This window comes from Paraburkholderia sp. HP33-1 (assembly GCF_021390595.1).
Classification (GTDB): domain Bacteria; phylum Pseudomonadota; class Gammaproteobacteria; order Burkholderiales; family Burkholderiaceae; genus Paraburkholderia.
Window position 1 is genome coordinate 1,889,930 of record NZ_JAJEJR010000002.1, and the last position, 17,339, is coordinate 1,907,268.

Here is a 17,339-nt window from a genome sequence, read left to right on the forward strand (position 1 = left end):
CTGAACTTCAGGCGAGCGCCGGATAAAGCTGCCGCGCGGTCTTGCCGAAGATCCACTCGCGGTCCGCATCGCTGAGCGATGCGAGACCGGCCTGTGCGGTCGCGAGAATTTCCGCGAGCGTGCCCGGCGAAGTCGGATAATTCGAGCCCCACGCCATCCGTTGCGCGCCGAACGCTTCGACCACGCGCGGGAAGAACGTCTCGGCGCTCGCCTTCTCTTTCTGCACGTCGCCGAAGATGCGCGGCGTGAGCTTCAGATAGATGTTCGCGAGCGGCGCGAGATCGAACAGGCTCTGCGCTTTCGCGTACGGCGCGCCGTCCGCAACCTCGGGACGACCGAGGTGATCGAGGATGATGCGCACGGTCGGGAAGCGCCGCGCGAGCGCGGTGACTTGCGGCAAGCCGATCGGGCCGGTCTGGATGCACATCGGCAGGCCGAGTTCGCCGCACAGTTCCCACGCGGGAAACGAGCGCGGATCGTCGAGTTCGCTCGGGTCGAACTCCTTCGTGCTGCCGCCGGTGAAAAGACGCAGGCCCGCGAGACCGCGCTCGACCCATGCGCGGATGCGCGCCGGCGCATCGGGGTCCAGCACATCGACCGAACCGACCGCGACCAGACGGTCCGCGTATTGCGCGCAGCCGTCGACCACGTAGCTGTTATCGAAACCGTACGTGGTCGACGAATGGACCACCGCTGCTTTTGCCACGCCGGCCGCGTCCATCGATGCGATCAGCGTCTCGACCGTGGTCGGCCGTTCCTTCGACCACTCCGAGCGCTTGCCGAACAACGGTGCGGGCGGATAGCGGTTCTCGTCGTCGGAGATGATGTGCGGGTGAATATCAACGATTGAGGAAGTCATGAAGGCCTCGGTATCTTGCTCGTTACATGCGGCTCGCGCCGTTATTTGCCGCGCGCTTATTTGCCACGCGCTTTGAGGCGCGCATCGAGACGCGGATAGACACGCCGTGCGTTGCCTTCGAAGATCTTGTGGCGATCCTCGTCGCTCAGGGCGGCGCAGCCGTCGATATAGCGCTTCGTGTCATCGAAGTAATGACCGGTTGCCGGATCCTTGCCGCGCACCGCGCCGATCATCTCCGAGCCGAACAGCACGTTGTCGGCGGGAATCACCTTCGTCAGCAGTTCGACGCCCGGCTGGTGATACACGCACGAGTCGAAGAAAATGTTGTCCAGCAATCCTTCCAGAGGACGCTCGCGCATTTCGAGCGACATGCCGCGATAACGGCCCCAGTGATACGGCACCGCGCCGCCGCCGTGCGGAATCACGAGACGCAGCGTCGGGAAATCCTTGAACAGGTCCGACTGCAGGATCTGCATGAACACCGACGTGTCCGCGTTCAGATAGTGCGCGCCGGTGCCGTGGAAACACGGGTTGCACGACGCGGCGACGTGAATCATCGCAGGCACGTCGAGATCGACGAGCGCTTCGTACAGCGGATACCACTCGCGGTCCGTCATCGGCTTGCCGGTCCAGTAGCCGCCGCTCGGGTCCGGATTCAGGTTGCAGCCGACGAAGCCGAGCTGCTCGACGCAGCGGCGCAATTCGGCGATCGAATTCGCGGGCGCGACGCCCGGCGATTGCGGCAACTGGCAGACCGGCGCGAAGTTGTCCGGATAGAGTTCGGTCACGCGATACACGAGGTCATTCGAGACTTCGGCCCACTCGAGGCTCGTGCGCTCATTGCCGAGGTGGTGGCTCATCAGGCCCGCGATCGGCGAGAACAGCGTCAGGTCGCTGCCGCGCTCGCGCTGCAATTTGAGCTGTCCGTTGCCGATCGCTTCGCGAATCTCGTCGTCGCTGACAATGGCGCCGTCACGCGACGGCGCGTTGGCCGGGTCGTTCGCGAACTCGACCTGTTTGGCGCGCCAAGCGCGAAAGGAAGCCGGGACGGTCGTGAAATGACCGTGGCAATCGATAATCATGGTGTCTCCGTTCGAATCGTCGGGTCGGCGTTGAGCGCCTGGGTGGCTTAGCGGGCCAACGGATCGACGAACAATTCGTCGATGGACATGCGGCGCGGCGTGAGACCCTGCTTGAACGCGGTCGCTTCGAGCGTTTCGATCGTCTTCAGGTTTTCCTGCAGACCGTACGGCAGCGGATCGTGACCGACGATCTTGCGCAGTTCGAGATACTTCTTGTCGCTCGCGCTCGTCGCTTCTCCGGCATCGAGACGTTCGAGCCATTCCTTCTTCGCCTGCGCGAACGCATCGAATAGCGATCTAGCAATCCACGGATGCTCGGCGAGCACTGAGTCCTTGACGACGATCGTGCCGTGCATCGGATAAACACCGGTGCGCGCGTAGTACTCGGTTTCGAGTTCGGTCGCGTTCGGCAGCAGATCGGGATAGTCGGCCTCGACTTCCTGCCAGCCGCCCGTCGGCGCGCCGGTGCGGCCAATACCCGCAGCCGCGGCAAAACCGGCGGACAGTTCACCTGAGGCCATCATCTCCGCGAGCGAGCTGCCTTGCGGTGCGTGCACGACGTTCGACGGCAGCTTCAGTTGCGTGACGTGTTCTTCGTCGTCGACGACCCACGTCACCTTCGAAGAATCGAGACCGAACTCGTCGATCAGCACCTGACGCGTCCACACGCCGGTCGTGACCGAATACGCGCGCACGCCGACCTTCTTGCCTTCAAGATCCTTCGGCGTGTTGATTCCCGCGTCAGGACGCACCAGCAAACCGCCGTGATGGAAACGCCGCACGACGAAGATCGGCAAGCCGACGAACGGCGCGCCATAGGCACGCGCGATGATGTAGGTGGTCGGCGCGAGTTCGCAAACGTCGAATTCAACGTCGCGCACCATGCGGCGGAACGCGCCGATTTGCGGCTTGACGGTGACGAACTCGGCGTCGACGCCCTCGATGCGGATGGATCCGTTGCGGATAGCCGACGTATGCGGATGCTCAGCGATCGCGATCTTGAGCGGGACTTTCTTGGTCAACATCCTCTCCTGTGGATTGATCGTCGCGGGCTGCGGGGTAAGGATTGCAGCGGGCGACGTGTCGTCTCGATGGCGTAAGAATATGGGAGGACGGGACCAGCGTCCCTACACAAAAAGTAGATTCAATGGCACTTTTTGGTGGGGGCGGAGAGGCGCCGGGAAGGCGGTATGGCGGGGTGGTGTTTAGAGGAATGAAAGGAAGCGTATCGCTCGGGGGTATCGCGCTATCTCGCACGCCGGGCTTCGACGAAAGCCTCGACATAACGCAGCGCCTGTTCGCACTGTTCAGGCGTGAACGCGTGAATACTCGCCGGAACGGGATCGAAGCCAAGTTCGGTCGCGACCCACCGGATCGCTTTCGCGCGGGCTTCGAACGCGTTGACGCCATCGCGGCGCACCTTTCCTGCGACGAGCGGTTCGAGCGCGTCGTGCAGCTTGCTCTTCGCCTCGCGCAACGTCGCGTCGGCGAGCCGCCCGAGCGGCACGTTGCGCTTGCTGCGCGAATAGACGCCGATCCACGCCTGACAGGCAGTGCAAATCCACAGAGGCCCCTGATCACTGCGGTACGGGTAGCCGTCGTCGCCGTAATGCGCGAGCAACGCGCGGTTGCCGCAGTAGTCGCACGACGGCTGCGGCAGCGCCTTGACGGGCTTGCCTACGCGCATGGGGAGTGCTCCAGGGCAATTTCGTTGTACTTCATCGCATCGATCTGACTGGCGAGAACGGGTGGAGCCAGACAGTTTAATGGAATGCCCGCGTCCCCATGCAAGGCACGAGCATTACGAAGCCTGCCCCTGTGCAATCTCCGTCACCACCCGACGCCGCGCCGCCAACGTTTCAGCCGACCGTCGCTGGACCAATTCCACCACCGCTGGCGGCGCTAACTCCGGATCGCCCGCAGCGAACGGCGGCGCTGGCGCGTATTCGAGTTCGAGCTGGATGGCCTGCGCCTCTTCGATGCCCGCGAGTTCTGCGGCCAGCGTCAGCCCAAAGTCGATGCCCGCCGTCACGCCGCCGCCTGTAATCAGATTGCCGTCGCGCACCACGCGCGCGCGCGTCGGTATCGCACCGAGCGGTTCCAGCAACGAGTGGAACGCCCAGTGTGTCGTCGCGCGCCGCCCGCGCAGCAAACCCGCCGCGCCAAGCAGCAACGCGCCGGTGCAGACCGACGTCACGTAGCGCGCGCTCGCGGCCTGTCGGCGAACGAAATCGATCGTTTGCGCGTCCTGCAGCAGATCGGTCACGCCGCCTCCGCCGGGCACACAGATCACGTCGAGCGCCGGGCAGCTTTCGTACGTCGTGTTCGGCGTCAACACGAGCCCGCTGCTCGATACCACCGGCTCCCGCGTCTTCCAGATCAGATGCGTCGTGGCGCCCGGCACCGACGCGAGCACCTCATGCGGGCCAGTCAGATCGAGTTGCTGTACTTTCGGAAACACCAGAAAACCGATTTTCAGGTTCATAGGGATGCCTTATCGAATAAGAAGTCGAAACGCGCCATCTGCCAATTCTTCCAGGTGGACGAATCGATTCTATGTGGGTAAGCTTTGGCAATACTGCCATTCACCCCTTGTTTTCCGCCACGCTCGTCACGACATGTCTAGCACTCTTCGCTCCATCGTGCTGCTCGGTTTCCCCAACATGCAACTGCTCGATGTCAGCGGTCCGCTCCAGGTCTTTGCGTCCGCCAACGAACTCGTCGCGAAGCGCGGGCTCGACCAACTCTACGCGCCACGCGTCGTGGCAGCCGAAGCCGGGCCCGTCACGTCGTCGTCGGGAATCGCGGTGCTTGCCGGTTCGCTACGCTCGGCGAAAGGGCCGGTCGATACGCTGATCGTTCCGGGCGGCTGGGGAATTCGCGACGCATCGGCCGACCCGCGTCTGATCCGCTGGACACAGCGCCAGGCACCGCATTGCAGACGCGTCGCCTCGGTCTGCTCGGGCGCGTTCCTGCTCGCCGAGGCGGGGCTGCTCGACGGAAGGCGCGTCGCCACGCATTGGGGGCGTTGCGACGAACTCGCGCAGGCGTATCCGCAACTGCGCGTCGAAGCCGATCCGATCTTCATTCGCGACGGCGCGATCTGGACATCGGCGGGCGTCACTGCCGGCATCGACCTCGCACTTGCCATGCTCGAAGAAGATCACGGACGTGCGTTGGCACTCGACGTCGCGCGCGAACTCGTCGTGTTTCTGAAGCGGCCGGGTGGTCAGTCGCAGTTCAGCGCGATGCTGTCGTTGCAAGATGCCGACGACCGTTTCGGCGAATTGCATGCGTGGATGAGCTCGCATCTCGCGTCCGACCTGTCGGTCCCCGCGCTCGCGCAACGGCTTCATATGAGCGAGCGCAGCTTCATGCGCCACTACAAGGCGCAAACGGGCCGCACGCCGGCGCGCGCGGTCGAACAGTTGCGCATCGAAGCGGCACAGCGCTTGCTGAGCGAAACATCCTGGTCGATCAAACGGATCGCGGCGCGATGCGGATTCGGCAGCGAGGAAACGATGCGCTGCAGCTTCGTGCGTCAGCTGCGCGTGGCGCCGCAGGTGTACCGCGAGCGTTTTTCGTCGACGTAACGCGTGCGTCAATCAGAAGCCATGTTTGACGATGAGCGTCGCGCCCGTATCGTGCGAATGCAGAATCGCGACGCGCGCGGTTCCGGAGAACACCCAGTCGTTGACCGTCAAGGACAGACGCCGCTGCGGTGACTGGCCAATCGACAGCACTGAGCCGTTCATCTGAACGATGGACAATTGCGGTGCCGTGGATGGCCCCAGATGCAGAGGATTCGAAGCATCCTGAGCGGCAGCCTGAGCGTCTCGTTCGGACACCGGTGCGAACTTCGGTCCGGACGATGCCAGCGCCTTCGGGGTACCGAGCCGCGCATCGCGCGTCACGTCCACGCTATAAAAATTCTCAATTTGCGCATAGAACGGCTTGCCCTGGTCCCCCTGATACTGCATTGCATAGCGCTGCTGCTCGAGGTAGTGCCGCGGCTCGGGAATCGGTGGTACCACTTCGACGGGTGACGCGACGATGTTGGCGACCATCATCCCTTCGGGCACATCGCCGGTGGGGCCGCCCGCAAACGCGTAGCCGCTCAATACGACGAATAGCGCTCCGACAATCCTCTCGTTTTGGCACGTCATTGGCATGCCTCCCGTGAAGGAAGTGAAACGTCACAGGACACAACGCTCAAATCGAACCGAGCGTGTTACAGCGTCGCTTGCATTCAGACATTGTAGTCAGTCATTCGCGAACCGGTAGGTCAATGTGTGAGGTATCTCGCGTGATGCGGCGAGCGCGTGCGTCTTCGCGGCTCAACGCCGGAGGGGAGTTGATGTGAAACGACTGGGAACGATTCCTGAAAGCGTTCTCAACGATCGAAGACCGGCAAAAGCTACTGGTGCAAGCCCCGCGAGTCCGCCATTTTCGGCCGCCCATTGAATGACGGCGCAACGAGAAAAACGATCGTTCGAATGCGCTTTCGCCAGCCGCGCAGCCCTGTGAGAACGGCATCGGGCATGAAGCGCGCGACGAACAGCAGCAACGCGAGCAGCGCGGGACACCAGCGCAGATCGGTCGGCACAGGTTCGCGGCGCGCGAAGCGCGGATCGAGCAGCGCATCGCCGAACGAAGTCGCGCTCAGCAAACGCCGGTAGTCGAGGCCAGTCTGCCCTGCCACCGATGCCAGGTACTCACCTCTCAATTCGGACAATTCCTCGTGCATTGGCGCCTCCACAGTGGAGCCTGGCATCGGCGGCGTCTGGATCACATCGTCGGCCTGCCAGTAGCCGATCCGGTTGCCCTCGGCGTCGCTCTTCGGAATGGCTGCCGGCTGGTCGCCGCCCACGCCTATCAGCCAGCCCCTGATTCGCGCGGCGTTGATGCCTTGCATCAGCGCGCGCGACGGCGACACCGGCGGCGCCTCCTGCCCATCGGTGACGAACGCGATGGCCGCGCCGCCGCCCACCTGCTGCGCGACGCGCACGGCCGAATAGACGCCACCCTCGGCGATGCGGCTCCAGTTGGTCCAGCGCATGCGCCCGTCGATGCCGTCGAGCGACACCAGCAGCGCGTCGTAGTTGCCGCATACCTCGACCGGCGACATCAACAGCAAAATCCGCTGCCCCGTGAACACGCTCCAGCCCACCTTCGAGCCGCACGGCAAGCGCCCGAGCGCCTCGCGCATCGCCACCTGGGCGAATTTGAGCCGGCTGACCGGAGCGCCGTCGAGGACCACGTCCTCGACGTCCATGCTCTGCGTGATATCGAACGTCACGATGTAGTGAAACGTGTTGCGCGGCAGCGTGAGCTCCGGCATCGCGACCGCCGCGATCAACGCGACGAGCGCGAGCGGCGTCAACCATTGACGCAACCGGGACAAGCCGCGCTTTTGCGGAACGCCGCTCATGGCAAGTCCTGGCTCAACGGATCGCGCAGTTTGACGTTGTGCTGCTCTTTCACATCGGGCCCGGCAAGCACCGACTGCGTTTCCGGCGCGAGCCACAGCGCGCGTTCGAGGTTGTAGCGCACATCCCAATCGTCGGGGGCCGCGCGCAGCGCGAGCCGGTAGCGCGCCTTGGCCTCGCCGATCATCGCGAGCGACTGGACCGCCTGCGCGGTTTCGCCCCCGCCTTCGCGCAGGTACAGGTTGCCGAGATCGAACAGCGCCGCGCGGCCGACCTCGTCGGGCGGGCTGCCCTCGGGGATCAGGCCGTTGTAAAGCCGCGCCGCCGCGTCGTAGGCGCCCGCTTTCGACAGCGCTATCGCGCGGGCCAGCTGAACCTCGCGCGCCTCATCGTCGCCACGCTCGCCACGCTCGTCGCGCGAAGCGGCGTTCGACGCGCTCACCGCGAGAATGGCCTGATCGACCCGCTCCGTTTGCTGCAAACGTACGAAACCATACGCGGCCCAGGCCGCGCAGCAGATCGCGACGGTGCCGAACAGGGTGTGGACCAGCGTGCGCCTCATGCCCAGCTCCTGACTTGCAACAGGTGCAGCAGCACCAGCAGCGCCGAACAGAACAACGCGAGCGCGAAACAGTACCGGCTCAGGTCCTGGCGAGGCAGATGCTCGATGAAGGTGGTCGACGCGTTCTGCTGCCGGTTGATCTCGGCGATCGCCGCCATCATCGCCTTCGGGTCTTCGGCCTGAAACAGCCGGTAAGGCGTCCTGAGCGTTAAAAAGAATCGATGCAGTTGCGCTTCGGCCGAGGTTTCGTTGGCGGGCAGCGTCGCGTTCAGATCGGGGCTGTAGACGCTGCTGCGCAAGTAGATGAAGTACAGCGCGATCTGGTTGCGTTGCAGTCCCGCCTGGATGCGCTGTCGCATCGGTTCGTCGAGCAGCGCGCCGCCGTCCGAGACGAGCACGATCGCGCGGCGCCCCGACGACAGGCGTCCGTCGAACTGCGCGATCGCCGCGAGCATGCCGCGATCGAGCTCGGTGTCCGGCATGCCACGGCCGATCGCCGTGGCCGCAACCCCGGCCTCGATGACGCGATGGTTGTAGGTGAACGGCATCGCCAGCACGGGGTTGGTGCCGAACATCATGAACGCGAGCCGGTCGTTTGGGCGCTGCTCGACGAAGCGCGTCAACGCGGCGCGCGCCGCCTGGTTCTTGGAGTCGCCGCGCGGCGTCTCGACGCCCTTGCTGCCCATCGGCTCGTCCATGCTTTGGCTGCGGTCCATCAGGATCAGGATCTGTGCGCCGCTGCCCGTGCGCAGCACCTGCAACTGCGAGCGCCCCGGCCCCGCCAGCCCGACGACGATCGCCGCGATCGCCAGCGCCGCGCCGCCGCGAGTGAGCCAGCCGGTCACGCGCCCGAGCTCGTCAGCGGGCAGCCACGCGACGCTCGAAAACACCAGCGTATCGCTGCGTCGCCGCAGCAGCGGCAGCGCGGCGAGCGGCAGCAGCACCAGCATCCACGGAAAGTCGAAATCGAGGTTCATGGTCATCGCTGATGGCGCCTTTCGGCTCGATACAACGCACGGCACAGCGCGTGCAGCGGAAACTCGCCCGGGGTCTCGCCGGCGCTTTCGTCACCATTCGCGGCCGGATTCGGCGCGGGCGCAAAAAACCGCTCGGACGACACCTGATAGAAACGTTCGAGCTGCGCGCGCAGCGGTTGCAGATACGGCGCGCGCGCCAGCAACGCCGAGAGCGAAGTCGCATGCACGACCTGGCCGGCCGTTTCGTTGAGCGCGCGATGCAGGCAGACCCACGCCTCGCTCGACGAAGCGGCTGGCGTCAACCGTTGCATCTGCCGCCATGCACGCGCGAACGGCAGCCGCGCCGACTCGCGCCAGTTGCGCGCCCACCACCAGCTCGTCCACGCGAGCAAGGTCGCGAGCAGCAGGCCGAGCGCCCACGCGATCTGCCGACGCCAGCCCGCCGTGCCGGACACCGGCACCTGACGATCGGGCCGCAGCGGCTGCAGATCCCCCGCGGCGAACGCGCTCTGCGGCGTCAACGGTCCGATGCTCGCCGGCCATTCGGCGACCTGCAATTGCGTGCCCGCCGCCGACGTCAACGTCAACGCGGGCAACGTGATCTGCGTGAGCGTCTGCGGCGCGTTGACGACCTGATACGCGATCACCATCCACTTGCGGCCGTTGGCATCGGTCTCGAGCGTCGCAGGCCGGCGTTCGAGCCACACGCCCGTGCGTCCGACCGAAGGCGGCGTCACCGCGCCGATGTCCCGACCGTTGGCCTCCAGCAGAACGCGCTGCGTCAGCACATCGCCGAGCACATAGCCGAACGCGCGCGGCTCCTGAACCAGCGCGGTCAGCGCGGCGGCGCTGACCGTCGCGCACGCGGCGCCGCATAACGCCGCCGCGATCAGCGCGCGAAGCGGCGCCCGGCGAAGCATCGCCCACCGCTCGAGGCCACTGCGTACGCCGCGCGCGCTCATGCCGTCATCTCCAGAAAGTAGCGCGACATCGCTTCCGGATCGAACCCGCCTTCGACATAGAACGGCCGCATGCCGCGCGCGCCGAACACCGCGCCGAGCTCCTCGCGACGGCGCGCGACGCCATCGCGCCAGCGCTCGCGCATGCCACGCGAGAGCCACACCCGGCGCTCCTCGCCGGACTCCGCATCGTTGACGGCCAGCAGCGACGCGTGGCGCGGCGGCGTGATCTCAGCCTCGTCCCACACGACCATCGGCACCACGCACGCATGCACCAGCATGTCGAGTACCGGCGGCAGTTGCGAAAGCGGCCAGTGGAAATCGGACACGACGAACACGAGCGCCTTGCGTCCGGCGACGCGGATCGCGCAGCGCCGCAATGCTTCGACGCAAGCGCCGTTGGCCTGAGGTCCCGCCGCACGAACGGCCGCTGGGTCGGCCCCGGGTTCGGCCCTATCGCTCGAGCATTCGCGCAGCATGCTCGCGAGCAGCGTGCCGGTACCCCGTCCCGTGCGCGCCGGCATGAACAGATCATCGCGTTCGCCCCGATCGAAGGCCAGCATGCCGAGCCGATCGCCGACCCGGAACGCGCTATGGCCGAGCGCTTCGACGAAATCGGCGGCGACCCGCAGCTTCGTTTGATGCGTGCCGAACTGCATCGACGCCGACACGTCGACGATCGCCAGCACCGGCACCGCGACGCGCTGCAAATGCACCCGCACGAGCCACTCGTCGCGCGCCGCGCGCAAGCTCGCACGCAGATCGAGCCGGCGCGGGTCCGGATAGTCGAACAGGCGGCCGTGCATCGCGAACTGCTGACCGGCCCCGAAGCTCGAGCCGGGATGGGAACCGGGCCGCGCGCCCGCCGCGCGCATCGGCAGACGGTAGTGGAATTCGGCGGTGCCGTTCATCGTGCTGCGCGCGCCGCGTTCAGCGAGGCACGGCGACGTTCGCGACGATCCGCGCGAGCAGCGCTTCGGCCAGTTCCTGGCGGCGCAGCTCATAGATCGGCGTGAAGAACACGCGATGACCCAGCGCCGGCAGCAGCACTTCGTGAATGTCCTCCGGAATCAGATGCGTGCGTCCCGCGAGCCACGCGACCACGCGCGCGGCCCGCAAGAGCGCGCTCATGCCACGCGGACTCGCGCCCGCGAGAATCAGCTGTTGCATGTCGACGCCGTCGAGCGCGATACCAAACTGCAGCGGCGTTTCCGTCGCCTGCCAGATGTCGAGCACGTAGCGCTCGATCGTCTCACTCGCCTGCACGCCCTGCTGGATCGCCGCGCCGATCCGGTTCAACTGCTCCCACGGCACGATCGACGGTGTCAGTCGCGCGAGCAGACTGTCGACGTCATGGAACATCGTGTCGAAGACGAGGCTGCGTCGCGCGCCGGCGTCGGCGGGCGTCGGCATGTTCAGCTCGAACAGGAAGCGGTCGCGCGCCGCCGACGCGAGCTCGAAGGTCTCTTCCTTCTCGACCTTGTTGCGGTCGGCGAACACGGTCATGTGCGGAAAGCGGTGCTCGCGGCCGAACGCCCATACGGACCGCTCGGCCATCGCGCGCAGCAGCAGCGATTGCACCTGCGGACGCGCGCGATTGATCTCGTTGAAGAAGAAGGTCGTCAGTTGCTCGCCGTGCCGCAGCAGCGGGCCCGGCTCGATGCGTGGCTTGCCGTCGGCATCGACGTAGGTGTGATAGACGAGGTCGCCCGGCATCAGATCGATCGTGCCCTCGACGCGCTCGAAAGCGCCGCCGACCACGCGCGCGAACGCGCGCAACACGGTCGTCTTGCCGACGCCGACGCCGCCTTCTAGCAGCACGTGGCCGCGGGCGAACAACGCGACGTTGATGAGCCTCAGGATCTGCTGCTCACCGACGACGACTCTCGCGACTTCGTCTTCGATCTGCTGTGCGTGAGAACGCCAGTCCTGAAGCTGTTCGCCAGAAACCATCGCTGCGATCCCCTTCCATGGTGGCTGGCGTTTTATTGCGCGACGCTCGGACGTCGACGCCCTTCGAGACTCGCCAGCCTTCCGTTCAAGCACGGTTTATGCCGATCGTGCGCACGGGACAAACGAGTTAAATCGAATGCGAAAAGTTGGCAGGCTGTCACGACAGCCGGGTACACACTGTGCCATCGGCGGTGCCGACGCCGACCATGAAAGGGCGAACTTCGTTACGCAGATCGGGAGCCGCCCGATGGGTAGGTTGCAAGCAACGCAGAGCAACGCTCGCGCAGGAAGGCATGTAACTCGTTAATCGCCGGTGACAGTTGCGCACGGTGAGCGCAAATCAGGTGCAGCGGCGCTGGCTCGCAATACTCCGAGGGAAATAACTCCACCAGTCGGCCTGACTTCAGATCGTCGATGAGGTCCAATCGCGACTTGTAGACAAGGCCTTCCCCCGCAATCGCCCAGCGACGAACTGCATCGGCATCGTCGCTGATGCGATTACCCGTGACTGCCACGGTGCGTTCGCCACCAGGCGGGGTAAAGCGCCAGCGTTCATGTATCTGCTCGCTCCAGACGTACCGAAGGCAGTTGTGTCGCCGCAGGTCGTCAACTTTAGCCGGTGTGCCATGCCGTTCGATGTACGCAGGTGCGGCGCACAATGCGCGTCGGTTGTTGTCGACCAGCTTCATGGCCACCAGGGATGAATCAGGCAGCGCTCCGTAGCGCACGACCGCATCTAGCGGCTGGCGGATGAGGTCGGCCGCACGGTCGCTCATTTTCAGGTGCAGCGACAAACCAGGGTGCCGGTGCTGGAATTCATCCAGCCACGGCAACAGCAGGTTTCGACCAAAGTCAGACGGAGCAGACAGCCGCAGCGGCCCCGACAGCGCCCCCCTGCCGTTTGCCAGGGCCTGTTCGCCTTGCTCCAGCGCACCAATCATGACCCGCGCATGCGGCAGATAACGCTCCCCGGCCTCCGATAGTTGCATGCTTCGCGTCGAACGCGTGAACAGGCGCGTGTCTAGCGCCTTTTCGAGCCGCTGCACTGATGCACTCGCATGTGCGGGGGCGATATTCAGTTGGCGCGCCGCCTCCGAGAAACTGCCGTAGTCCACCGTGTGCACGAAGATCTGAACGTCATCGAGTCGAATCATTTTCATTGAAACGCTGAAAGTATTTTGGCGCGGCGGGTATTTATCCGCATATCGACGAAAGATAACATGGTCTCACACACCCTTGGAGACCACGTGTATGAAAGCCATTGGCTTCTATCAGAACCATCCCATCAGCCACCCGCAGGCGCTGCAGGATATCGAGCTGCCGGCGCCGGAGCTGCGCGACCACGATCTGCTAGTGGAAGTAAAAGCGGTGTCGGTCAACCCGGTCGATACCAAAATCCGGCGCGGTGGAGATATTCCGGAAGGTGGTGCGCGCATCGCAGGCTGGGACGCCGCAGGAATCGTCCGCGCTACCGGTCCGCTGGCCACGCGCTTCAAGCCAGGCGACCGTGTCTGGTACGCCGGTGACATCAAGCGGGCCGGCTGCAACAGCGAACTGCACGCCGTGGACGAACGCATCGTCGGCCCCATGCCGACATCACTGGACTTCGCAGAGGCCGCGTCGTTGCCGCTGACGACGATCACCGCGTGGGAGCTGCTGTTCGACCGCCTGCGTGTTCAGGCAGCGGACCCGACCGACGACAACGTGCTGCTCGTCATCGGAGCGGCTGGCGGCGTCGGCTCGATTCTGACCCAACTGGCGCGCGAGCTTACGGGCATGACAGTGATCGGCACGGCTTCGCGGCCGGAAACCCGCGAGTGGGTGCTGGCACATGGCGCGCATTACGTGCTTGATCACCACCAGCCCTGGACACCCCAGTTGGCCGCGCTCGGCATCGAGCACGTTACCCACGTTGCCGGGTTGAACAACAGCGCCGCCTATGTGCCGCAAATCGCCGCCGTGCTGCGCCCGGAAGGCCAGTTCGCGCTCATCGACGACCCGGTGGGTCTGGACATCGGACCGTTCAAGGGGAAATCCATCTCGATTCACTGGGAGCTGATGTTCACCCGCGCGATGTTCACCACCGACACCCTCGCACGGCAACACGCCTTGCTGCGCCGCGCGGCGCAGCTGGTTGACCAGAGCCGCCTCAAGCACACGCTGACCCGACGCATTGACGGCATCAACGCCGCAAGCCTCATCGAAGCGCACGCGCTGGTCGAAGCGGGCAACATGATCGGCAAGGTCGTCGTCGCCAACCGCTAAACGTTTCTAACAACGAGCATCAACATGACATCACCAATCATCAGCACGACAACGATCAGCCTGGAAGCCGCGCAGGCACTGCTGGCAGAAGCACGCCGCGCGTGTGCCGCGCGCGGGTTCGCCGCGACGATCGCGATTACCGATGCAGGAGGCCACCTGCGCGCTTTCGAGCGCGCGGATACCGCCCCGTTCCTGACCGTTGACGTCGCCATCGACAAGGCATGGACCGCCGCGTCATTCGGCATGGCCACGCACCAATGGAATCAGTACATGGCCGAACCCGCCGTTGCCCCGCTGGCGCACCATCCGCGCCTGACGCCGGTCGGCGGTGGAGTACCACTCTTCCATGAAGGGCGTCTGGTGGGTGGCATCGGTGTTTCCGGCGGAACGTCAGTTCAAGACCATGAGGCCGCGGAGGAGGCGCTGCGTAACGCAGGGTTTCTGCAATGAGTCGGCACTGCTAGCGGGCTCTGTGGCGGCACGAGCGGTGGCCGTGGGTCGGTTCGCGACAATTGCATCGTCGTATCCGTCGTAATAACCTTGGTGCCCTATCGCTTCGCGCCGGCCGGCGCCTTCGCAAACACCCCCGCAAACGCCGCATATTCCTGCTCCAGATGCAGCGCCGCATGCTCGAGCAGAAACTGCCGGAACATCAAGCTGGTCGGCGAAAGCAGCTTCGAGCGCAGATGCACGATCTGCCATGTGCGTTCGATCGGCGTGCCGTTCACGTCGAGCAGCGCGATCTCGCCGGTGCGCAACTCGAGTTGCAACGTATGCAGCGAGATCAGACTCACGCCCATGCCCGCCATCACCGCCTGCTTGATCGTTTCGTTGCTGCCGAGCGTGACGGTTTTCGCGGGCGTGAACAGATGCTGCCGGAACATCGCCTCGGCGGCCATCCGCGTACCCGAGCCGGGTTCTCTCAACAGGAAAAGGTCATTGCGCAGCTCCTGCAGATCGAAGCGGCGCGCGCCGCACAGCGGATGACTCAGCGGCGCGATAACGACCTGCGGATGATTCGCGAGCGGCTCTGCCGTCGTGTCGAGTTCGGGCGGCGGACGGCCCATGATCGCGAGATCGATCGCGTTGTCCTGCAACATACGCAGCAACGCGTCGCGATTGCCGACTGAAAAGTGCACGTCGACCCTCGGATACAGATGCGAGTACATCGCCAGCAGTTTCGGCGCGAAGTAGGTCGCCGAACTCACGATGCCCACGTTGATCAAGCCGCTGTCTGCCGACTTCAGCGACATCATCGCGTCCTCGGTGTCCTTGATTTCGCCGAGAATGCGGCTCGCGTGATGGGTCAGCACCTCGCCCGCTTCGGTCAGCGTGAGCTTGCGCGCGACGCGCTCGAACAGAGGCAGGCCGACCGCTTCTTCCAGCTGATGAATCTGCATCGATACCGCCGGCTGCGTCAGATGCAGCTCCTCGGCCGCGCGCGCGAAACTGGTATAGCGGCTCGCGACGACGAAGATCTGCAACTGCCGCAGGGTCAGCGTACGAACGAAATTCAGCTTGACCCGGTTCGTCGCGAAACTCGCGCTCTGCATGGGGACTATCGCCTCAGCGGCTCGCGCGCGGCGCATTCGACGGCTTCACCGGCGCCTTGCCCGGCGCCGGCAGCTTGCTCAGTGCGGACTGAAAGCTCAACGTCTCCGTGTGCGCCGGATGCGCAAAATCGTTGTTGGGCCCCGGCACGTCGGTGCGAATCTGCACCACCTGGCCCGGCACGCCTTCGGCGAGCAGGAACGTGTAGCGCTTGCCCGTGTATTGCGCGAAGCGCGCCCCGTTCGGATCGTTCAGATAGGGCTGCACGACGACGCGCCGCGCGCTGAGGGGCTTGCCGCCGACCTCGCTCGGTACGCTCTCGATCTGCGGCCCCGCGGCGAGCGCGAGACGCAGCCGCTGCTGGAAATAGCGGCGTTGTCCGCCGGTGAGACCCTGCATCTCGGCGATATCGTGTTCGAGAAAATAGATGATCGCCGGATTGCATTGCAGCCCGCCAATCGGCAGGTTCACGCTGCCGCTGTGATCGGACACCTGCGCGTCGCCTTTCGCATTGTCCGCGCTCAGAACCAGCACCTTGACGACGTCGCTGCTACGCGACGGCTGCCCGGAATCGATCAGTGCGTAGTCGAGCTCGGTCTGCGCGGCGACGCCGTGCAGATGATCGGTCAGAAAAATCAGCCGCTCGGCCGGCGTGATCTCGTCGCTGCCCGGCGTCGCCGACGCGGCGTTCGCCGCGAGCGCGGCGGCAGGCGCGAGACACAGCACGCACAGCGTCCACGTCAGCGCAGCGCGCGCCGCGCGTAGCCCTGCGCCGCGCGCGCGCGTCATTGCGACGCGTCGCCAGGCTTCGCCGCCTGCACGTCGACCGGTTTGAGCATCGGCACCTGGTAGGTGGCGAGGATGCTGTCGATCTTGTCGTGATTCGCGCCGATCCATTGATCCACCTTGTCCTTCCATTCCTTCTCGCCGTAGCGCACGCCCATCGAAATCGTGTAGTCGAAGCGGATGCCGGGTTGCGGCGGGAACGGCACGAGCCTGACCGAGTCGCCGGCGCGCTTCGCGTAGTAGCCGGCAATCGGCCCCCACAGGAACACCACGTCGACGTTGCCCGCTTGCAGGTCATGTTCGATCATCTGTCCGGGGTACACGCCCGGATCGCCGCTTTGCACCTGATACGACACCGCCTGGTCGATCAGATTGTGGCCAAGCAGCCAATCCACCGCGGGGGTTTGCGAAAAGATGCCAAAGCGCAGCTTGTGCAGCAGATCGGGCGGCAGCTTGAGCAGGTCGTCGGGCGTCTTGATGCTGGCGAACTCGGGGCGGTTCGGCAGCACCATCGCGTAAGTGGACCGCAGATAGGGCTGCGTCGTCGACGTCATGTCATAGCCCTTCGGCACGCCGATGATCAGGTCGCAGCGATAGCGGCCGCTGCCCTCTTCCTTCTCGCGCAACGTGTGGCGCACGAAGCCCATGCGCTGCGGAAAGTACGTGTATTCGAGCTTGTAGCCGAAGTCGCTCGCCATCTGGGCCGCGATGCGGTTCTCGTAGCCCTCGCCCTTGTTGTTGGACAAGGGCATGTTGTTCGGGTCCGCGCATACTCTGAGCACACCGTCCGCGCCGTCGTTGTTCGGCAGCGCGCCGTCCGCACGGACCGCGGCACTCGCGAGCGCCGCGGTGCAGAGCGCGGCGGCGATCACGCTGACATGCACGGACATGCTTCTCTTATCACGCATCGTGAACC

General features: G+C 65.0%; 19 protein-coding genes. 3 read left to right on the forward strand and 16 right to left on the reverse strand.

Annotation, left to right across the window (positions count from 1 at the left end):
• Positions 1-7: 7 nt before the first annotated feature.
• The 5 genes from L0U81_RS24570 to L0U81_RS24590 all read right to left on the reverse strand — a co-directional run bounded on the left by L0U81_RS24570 (position 8) and on the right by L0U81_RS24590 (position 4,426).
• The gene (locus L0U81_RS24570) at positions 8-859 is read right to left on the reverse strand and encodes an amidohydrolase family protein (RefSeq protein WP_233806600.1); all 852 of its coding nucleotides are present in this window, start codon (positions 857-859) and stop codon (positions 8-10) included.
• Between the two features lie 56 nt (positions 860-915).
• Entirely contained in the window at positions 916-1,941 is a 1,026-nt protein-coding gene (locus L0U81_RS24575; protein WP_233806601.1) for an amidohydrolase family protein, read from the reverse strand.
• A 47-nt stretch (positions 1,942-1,988) separates the two neighbouring features.
• A complete protein-coding gene (locus tag L0U81_RS24580; protein ID WP_233806603.1) occupies positions 1,989-2,966 on the reverse strand; it encodes an ABC transporter substrate-binding protein in 978 nt (325 codons plus the stop codon).
• A 221-nt stretch (positions 2,967-3,187) separates the two neighbouring features.
• Positions 3,188-3,628, reverse strand: a complete 441-nt coding sequence (locus L0U81_RS24585; RefSeq protein WP_233806605.1) for a zinc-finger-containing protein — start codon at positions 3,626-3,628, stop codon at positions 3,188-3,190.
• A 114-nt stretch (positions 3,629-3,742) separates the two neighbouring features.
• Positions 3,743-4,426, reverse strand: a complete 684-nt coding sequence (locus L0U81_RS24590) for a DJ-1/PfpI family protein (RefSeq protein WP_233806607.1) — start codon at positions 4,424-4,426, stop codon at positions 3,743-3,745.
• Between the two features lie 133 nt (positions 4,427-4,559).
• Between L0U81_RS24590 and L0U81_RS24595 the strand changes: the two genes are divergently transcribed.
• Positions 4,560-5,534 (forward strand): GlxA family transcriptional regulator, encoded by a 975-nt coding sequence (locus tag L0U81_RS24595; RefSeq protein ID WP_233806609.1) that lies wholly within the window; start codon positions 4,560-4,562, stop codon positions 5,532-5,534.
• Between the two features lie 12 nt (positions 5,535-5,546).
• Here L0U81_RS24595 and L0U81_RS24600 read toward each other — a convergent pair whose 3' ends face one another.
• The 8 genes from L0U81_RS24600 to L0U81_RS24635 all read right to left on the reverse strand — a co-directional run bounded on the left by L0U81_RS24600 (position 5,547) and on the right by L0U81_RS24635 (position 12,975).
• Positions 5,547-6,107, reverse strand: coding sequence for a hypothetical protein (locus L0U81_RS24600; protein WP_233806611.1), 561 nt, complete (start codon positions 6,105-6,107; stop codon positions 5,547-5,549).
• Between the two features lie 251 nt (positions 6,108-6,358).
• The gene (locus L0U81_RS24605) at positions 6,359-7,372 is read right to left on the reverse strand and encodes an MxaL protein (RefSeq protein ID WP_233806613.1); all 1,014 of its coding nucleotides are present in this window, start codon (positions 7,370-7,372) and stop codon (positions 6,359-6,361) included.
• Positions 7,369-7,932, reverse strand: a complete 564-nt coding sequence (locus tag L0U81_RS24610) for a tetratricopeptide repeat protein (protein WP_233806615.1) — start codon at positions 7,930-7,932, stop codon at positions 7,369-7,371. The genes L0U81_RS24605 and L0U81_RS24610 overlap by 4 nt, the downstream gene beginning before the upstream one ends.
• Positions 7,929-8,915, reverse strand: coding sequence for a vWA domain-containing protein (locus tag L0U81_RS24615; protein ID WP_233806617.1), 987 nt, complete (start codon positions 8,913-8,915; stop codon positions 7,929-7,931). Before L0U81_RS24615 ends, L0U81_RS24610 begins: the two co-directional genes overlap by 4 nt.
• Positions 8,912-9,871, reverse strand: a complete 960-nt coding sequence (locus L0U81_RS24620) for a calcium incorporation protein MxaA (protein WP_233806619.1) — start codon at positions 9,869-9,871, stop codon at positions 8,912-8,914. The genes L0U81_RS24615 and L0U81_RS24620 overlap by 4 nt, the downstream gene beginning before the upstream one ends.
• Entirely contained in the window at positions 9,868-10,779 is a 912-nt protein-coding gene (locus L0U81_RS24625) for a DUF58 domain-containing protein (protein ID WP_233806621.1), read from the reverse strand. Before L0U81_RS24625 ends, L0U81_RS24620 begins: the two co-directional genes overlap by 4 nt.
• 19 nt (positions 10,780-10,798) lie before the next feature.
• Positions 10,799-11,821, reverse strand: a complete 1,023-nt coding sequence (locus tag L0U81_RS24630; protein ID WP_233806623.1) for an AAA family ATPase — start codon at positions 11,819-11,821, stop codon at positions 10,799-10,801.
• A gap of 224 nt (positions 11,822-12,045) precedes the next feature.
• Positions 12,046-12,975, reverse strand: coding sequence for a LysR family transcriptional regulator (locus L0U81_RS24635; protein ID WP_233807938.1), 930 nt, complete (start codon positions 12,973-12,975; stop codon positions 12,046-12,048).
• Between the two features lie 97 nt (positions 12,976-13,072).
• Between L0U81_RS24635 and L0U81_RS24640 the strand changes: the two genes are divergently transcribed.
• Both L0U81_RS24640 and L0U81_RS24645 read left to right on the forward strand, forming a co-directional pair.
• Complete coding sequence (locus L0U81_RS24640; protein WP_233806624.1) at positions 13,073-14,086, forward strand: zinc-binding alcohol dehydrogenase family protein; 1,014 nt, start codon at positions 13,073-13,075, stop codon at positions 14,084-14,086.
• Positions 14,087-14,110: 24 nt separating this feature from the next.
• The gene (locus L0U81_RS24645; RefSeq protein ID WP_233806626.1) at positions 14,111-14,536 is read left to right on the forward strand and encodes a GlcG/HbpS family heme-binding protein; all 426 of its coding nucleotides are present in this window, start codon (positions 14,111-14,113) and stop codon (positions 14,534-14,536) included.
• Between the two features lie 98 nt (positions 14,537-14,634).
• Here the strand turns inward: L0U81_RS24645 and L0U81_RS24650 are convergent, their stop codons facing one another.
• Genes L0U81_RS24650 through L0U81_RS24660 form a run of 3 tightly spaced genes read right to left on the reverse strand, consistent with a single transcriptional unit; the run spans position 14,635 to position 17,331 of the window.
• Positions 14,635-15,639 carry a LysR family transcriptional regulator gene (locus L0U81_RS24650; RefSeq protein ID WP_233806628.1) on the reverse strand — a complete coding sequence of 335 codons (1,005 nt, stop codon included), beginning with the start codon at positions 15,637-15,639 and terminating at the stop codon, positions 14,635-14,637.
• A 13-nt stretch (positions 15,640-15,652) separates the two neighbouring features.
• Positions 15,653-16,426, reverse strand: a complete 774-nt coding sequence (locus L0U81_RS24655) for a hypothetical protein (protein ID WP_233806630.1) — start codon at positions 16,424-16,426, stop codon at positions 15,653-15,655.
• Positions 16,423-17,331, reverse strand: coding sequence for a substrate-binding domain-containing protein (locus L0U81_RS24660; RefSeq protein ID WP_233806632.1), 909 nt, complete (start codon positions 17,329-17,331; stop codon positions 16,423-16,425). The genes L0U81_RS24655 and L0U81_RS24660 overlap by 4 nt, the downstream gene beginning before the upstream one ends.
• Positions 17,332-17,339: the final 8 nt, after the last annotated feature.

What these genes read in the sequence shown, in the direction of transcription:
- L0U81_RS24615 (WP_233806617.1), bottom strand. Translation starts at nt 8,915, where the DNA reads ATGACCATGAACCTCGATTTCGACTTTCCGTGGATGCTGGTGCTGCTG.
- L0U81_RS24595 (WP_233806609.1), top strand. Translation starts at nt 4,560, where the DNA reads ATGTCTAGCACTCTTCGCTCCATCGTGCTGCTCGGTTTCCCCAACATG.
- L0U81_RS24625 (WP_233806621.1), bottom strand. Translation starts at nt 10,779, where the DNA reads ATGAACGGCACCGCCGAATTCCACTACCGTCTGCCGATGCGCGCGGCG.
- L0U81_RS24635 (WP_233807938.1), bottom strand. Translation starts at nt 12,975, where the DNA reads ATGATTCGACTCGATGACGTTCAGATCTTCGTGCACACGGTGGACTAC.
- L0U81_RS24590 (WP_233806607.1), bottom strand. Translation starts at nt 4,426, where the DNA reads ATGAACCTGAAAATCGGTTTTCTGGTGTTTCCGAAAGTACAGCAACTC.
- L0U81_RS24630 (WP_233806623.1), bottom strand. Translation starts at nt 11,821, where the DNA reads ATGGTTTCTGGCGAACAGCTTCAGGACTGGCGTTCTCACGCACAGCAG.
- L0U81_RS24645 (WP_233806626.1), top strand. Translation starts at nt 14,111, where the DNA reads ATGACATCACCAATCATCAGCACGACAACGATCAGCCTGGAAGCCGCG.
- L0U81_RS24600 (WP_233806611.1), bottom strand. Translation starts at nt 6,107, where the DNA reads ATGACGTGCCAAAACGAGAGGATTGTCGGAGCGCTATTCGTCGTATTG.
- L0U81_RS24610 (WP_233806615.1), bottom strand. Translation starts at nt 7,932, where the DNA reads ATGAGGCGCACGCTGGTCCACACCCTGTTCGGCACCGTCGCGATCTGC.
- L0U81_RS24575 (WP_233806601.1), bottom strand. Translation starts at nt 1,941, where the DNA reads ATGATTATCGATTGCCACGGTCATTTCACGACCGTCCCGGCTTCCTTT.
- L0U81_RS24650 (WP_233806628.1), bottom strand. Translation starts at nt 15,639, where the DNA reads ATGCAGAGCGCGAGTTTCGCGACGAACCGGGTCAAGCTGAATTTCGTT.
- L0U81_RS24655 (WP_233806630.1), bottom strand. Translation starts at nt 16,426, where the DNA reads ATGACGCGCGCGCGCGGCGCAGGGCTACGCGCGGCGCGCGCTGCGCTG.
- L0U81_RS24660 (WP_233806632.1), bottom strand. Translation starts at nt 17,331, where the DNA reads ATGCGTGATAAGAGAAGCATGTCCGTGCATGTCAGCGTGATCGCCGCC.
- L0U81_RS24580 (WP_233806603.1), bottom strand. Translation starts at nt 2,966, where the DNA reads ATGTTGACCAAGAAAGTCCCGCTCAAGATCGCGATCGCTGAGCATCCG.
- L0U81_RS24640 (WP_233806624.1), top strand. Translation starts at nt 13,073, where the DNA reads ATGAAAGCCATTGGCTTCTATCAGAACCATCCCATCAGCCACCCGCAG.
- L0U81_RS24570 (WP_233806600.1), bottom strand. Translation starts at nt 859, where the DNA reads ATGACTTCCTCAATCGTTGATATTCACCCGCACATCATCTCCGACGAC.
- L0U81_RS24605 (WP_233806613.1), bottom strand. Translation starts at nt 7,372, where the DNA reads ATGAGCGGCGTTCCGCAAAAGCGCGGCTTGTCCCGGTTGCGTCAATGG.
- L0U81_RS24620 (WP_233806619.1), bottom strand. Translation starts at nt 9,871, where the DNA reads ATGAGCGCGCGCGGCGTACGCAGTGGCCTCGAGCGGTGGGCGATGCTT.
- L0U81_RS24585 (WP_233806605.1), bottom strand. Translation starts at nt 3,628, where the DNA reads ATGCGCGTAGGCAAGCCCGTCAAGGCGCTGCCGCAGCCGTCGTGCGAC.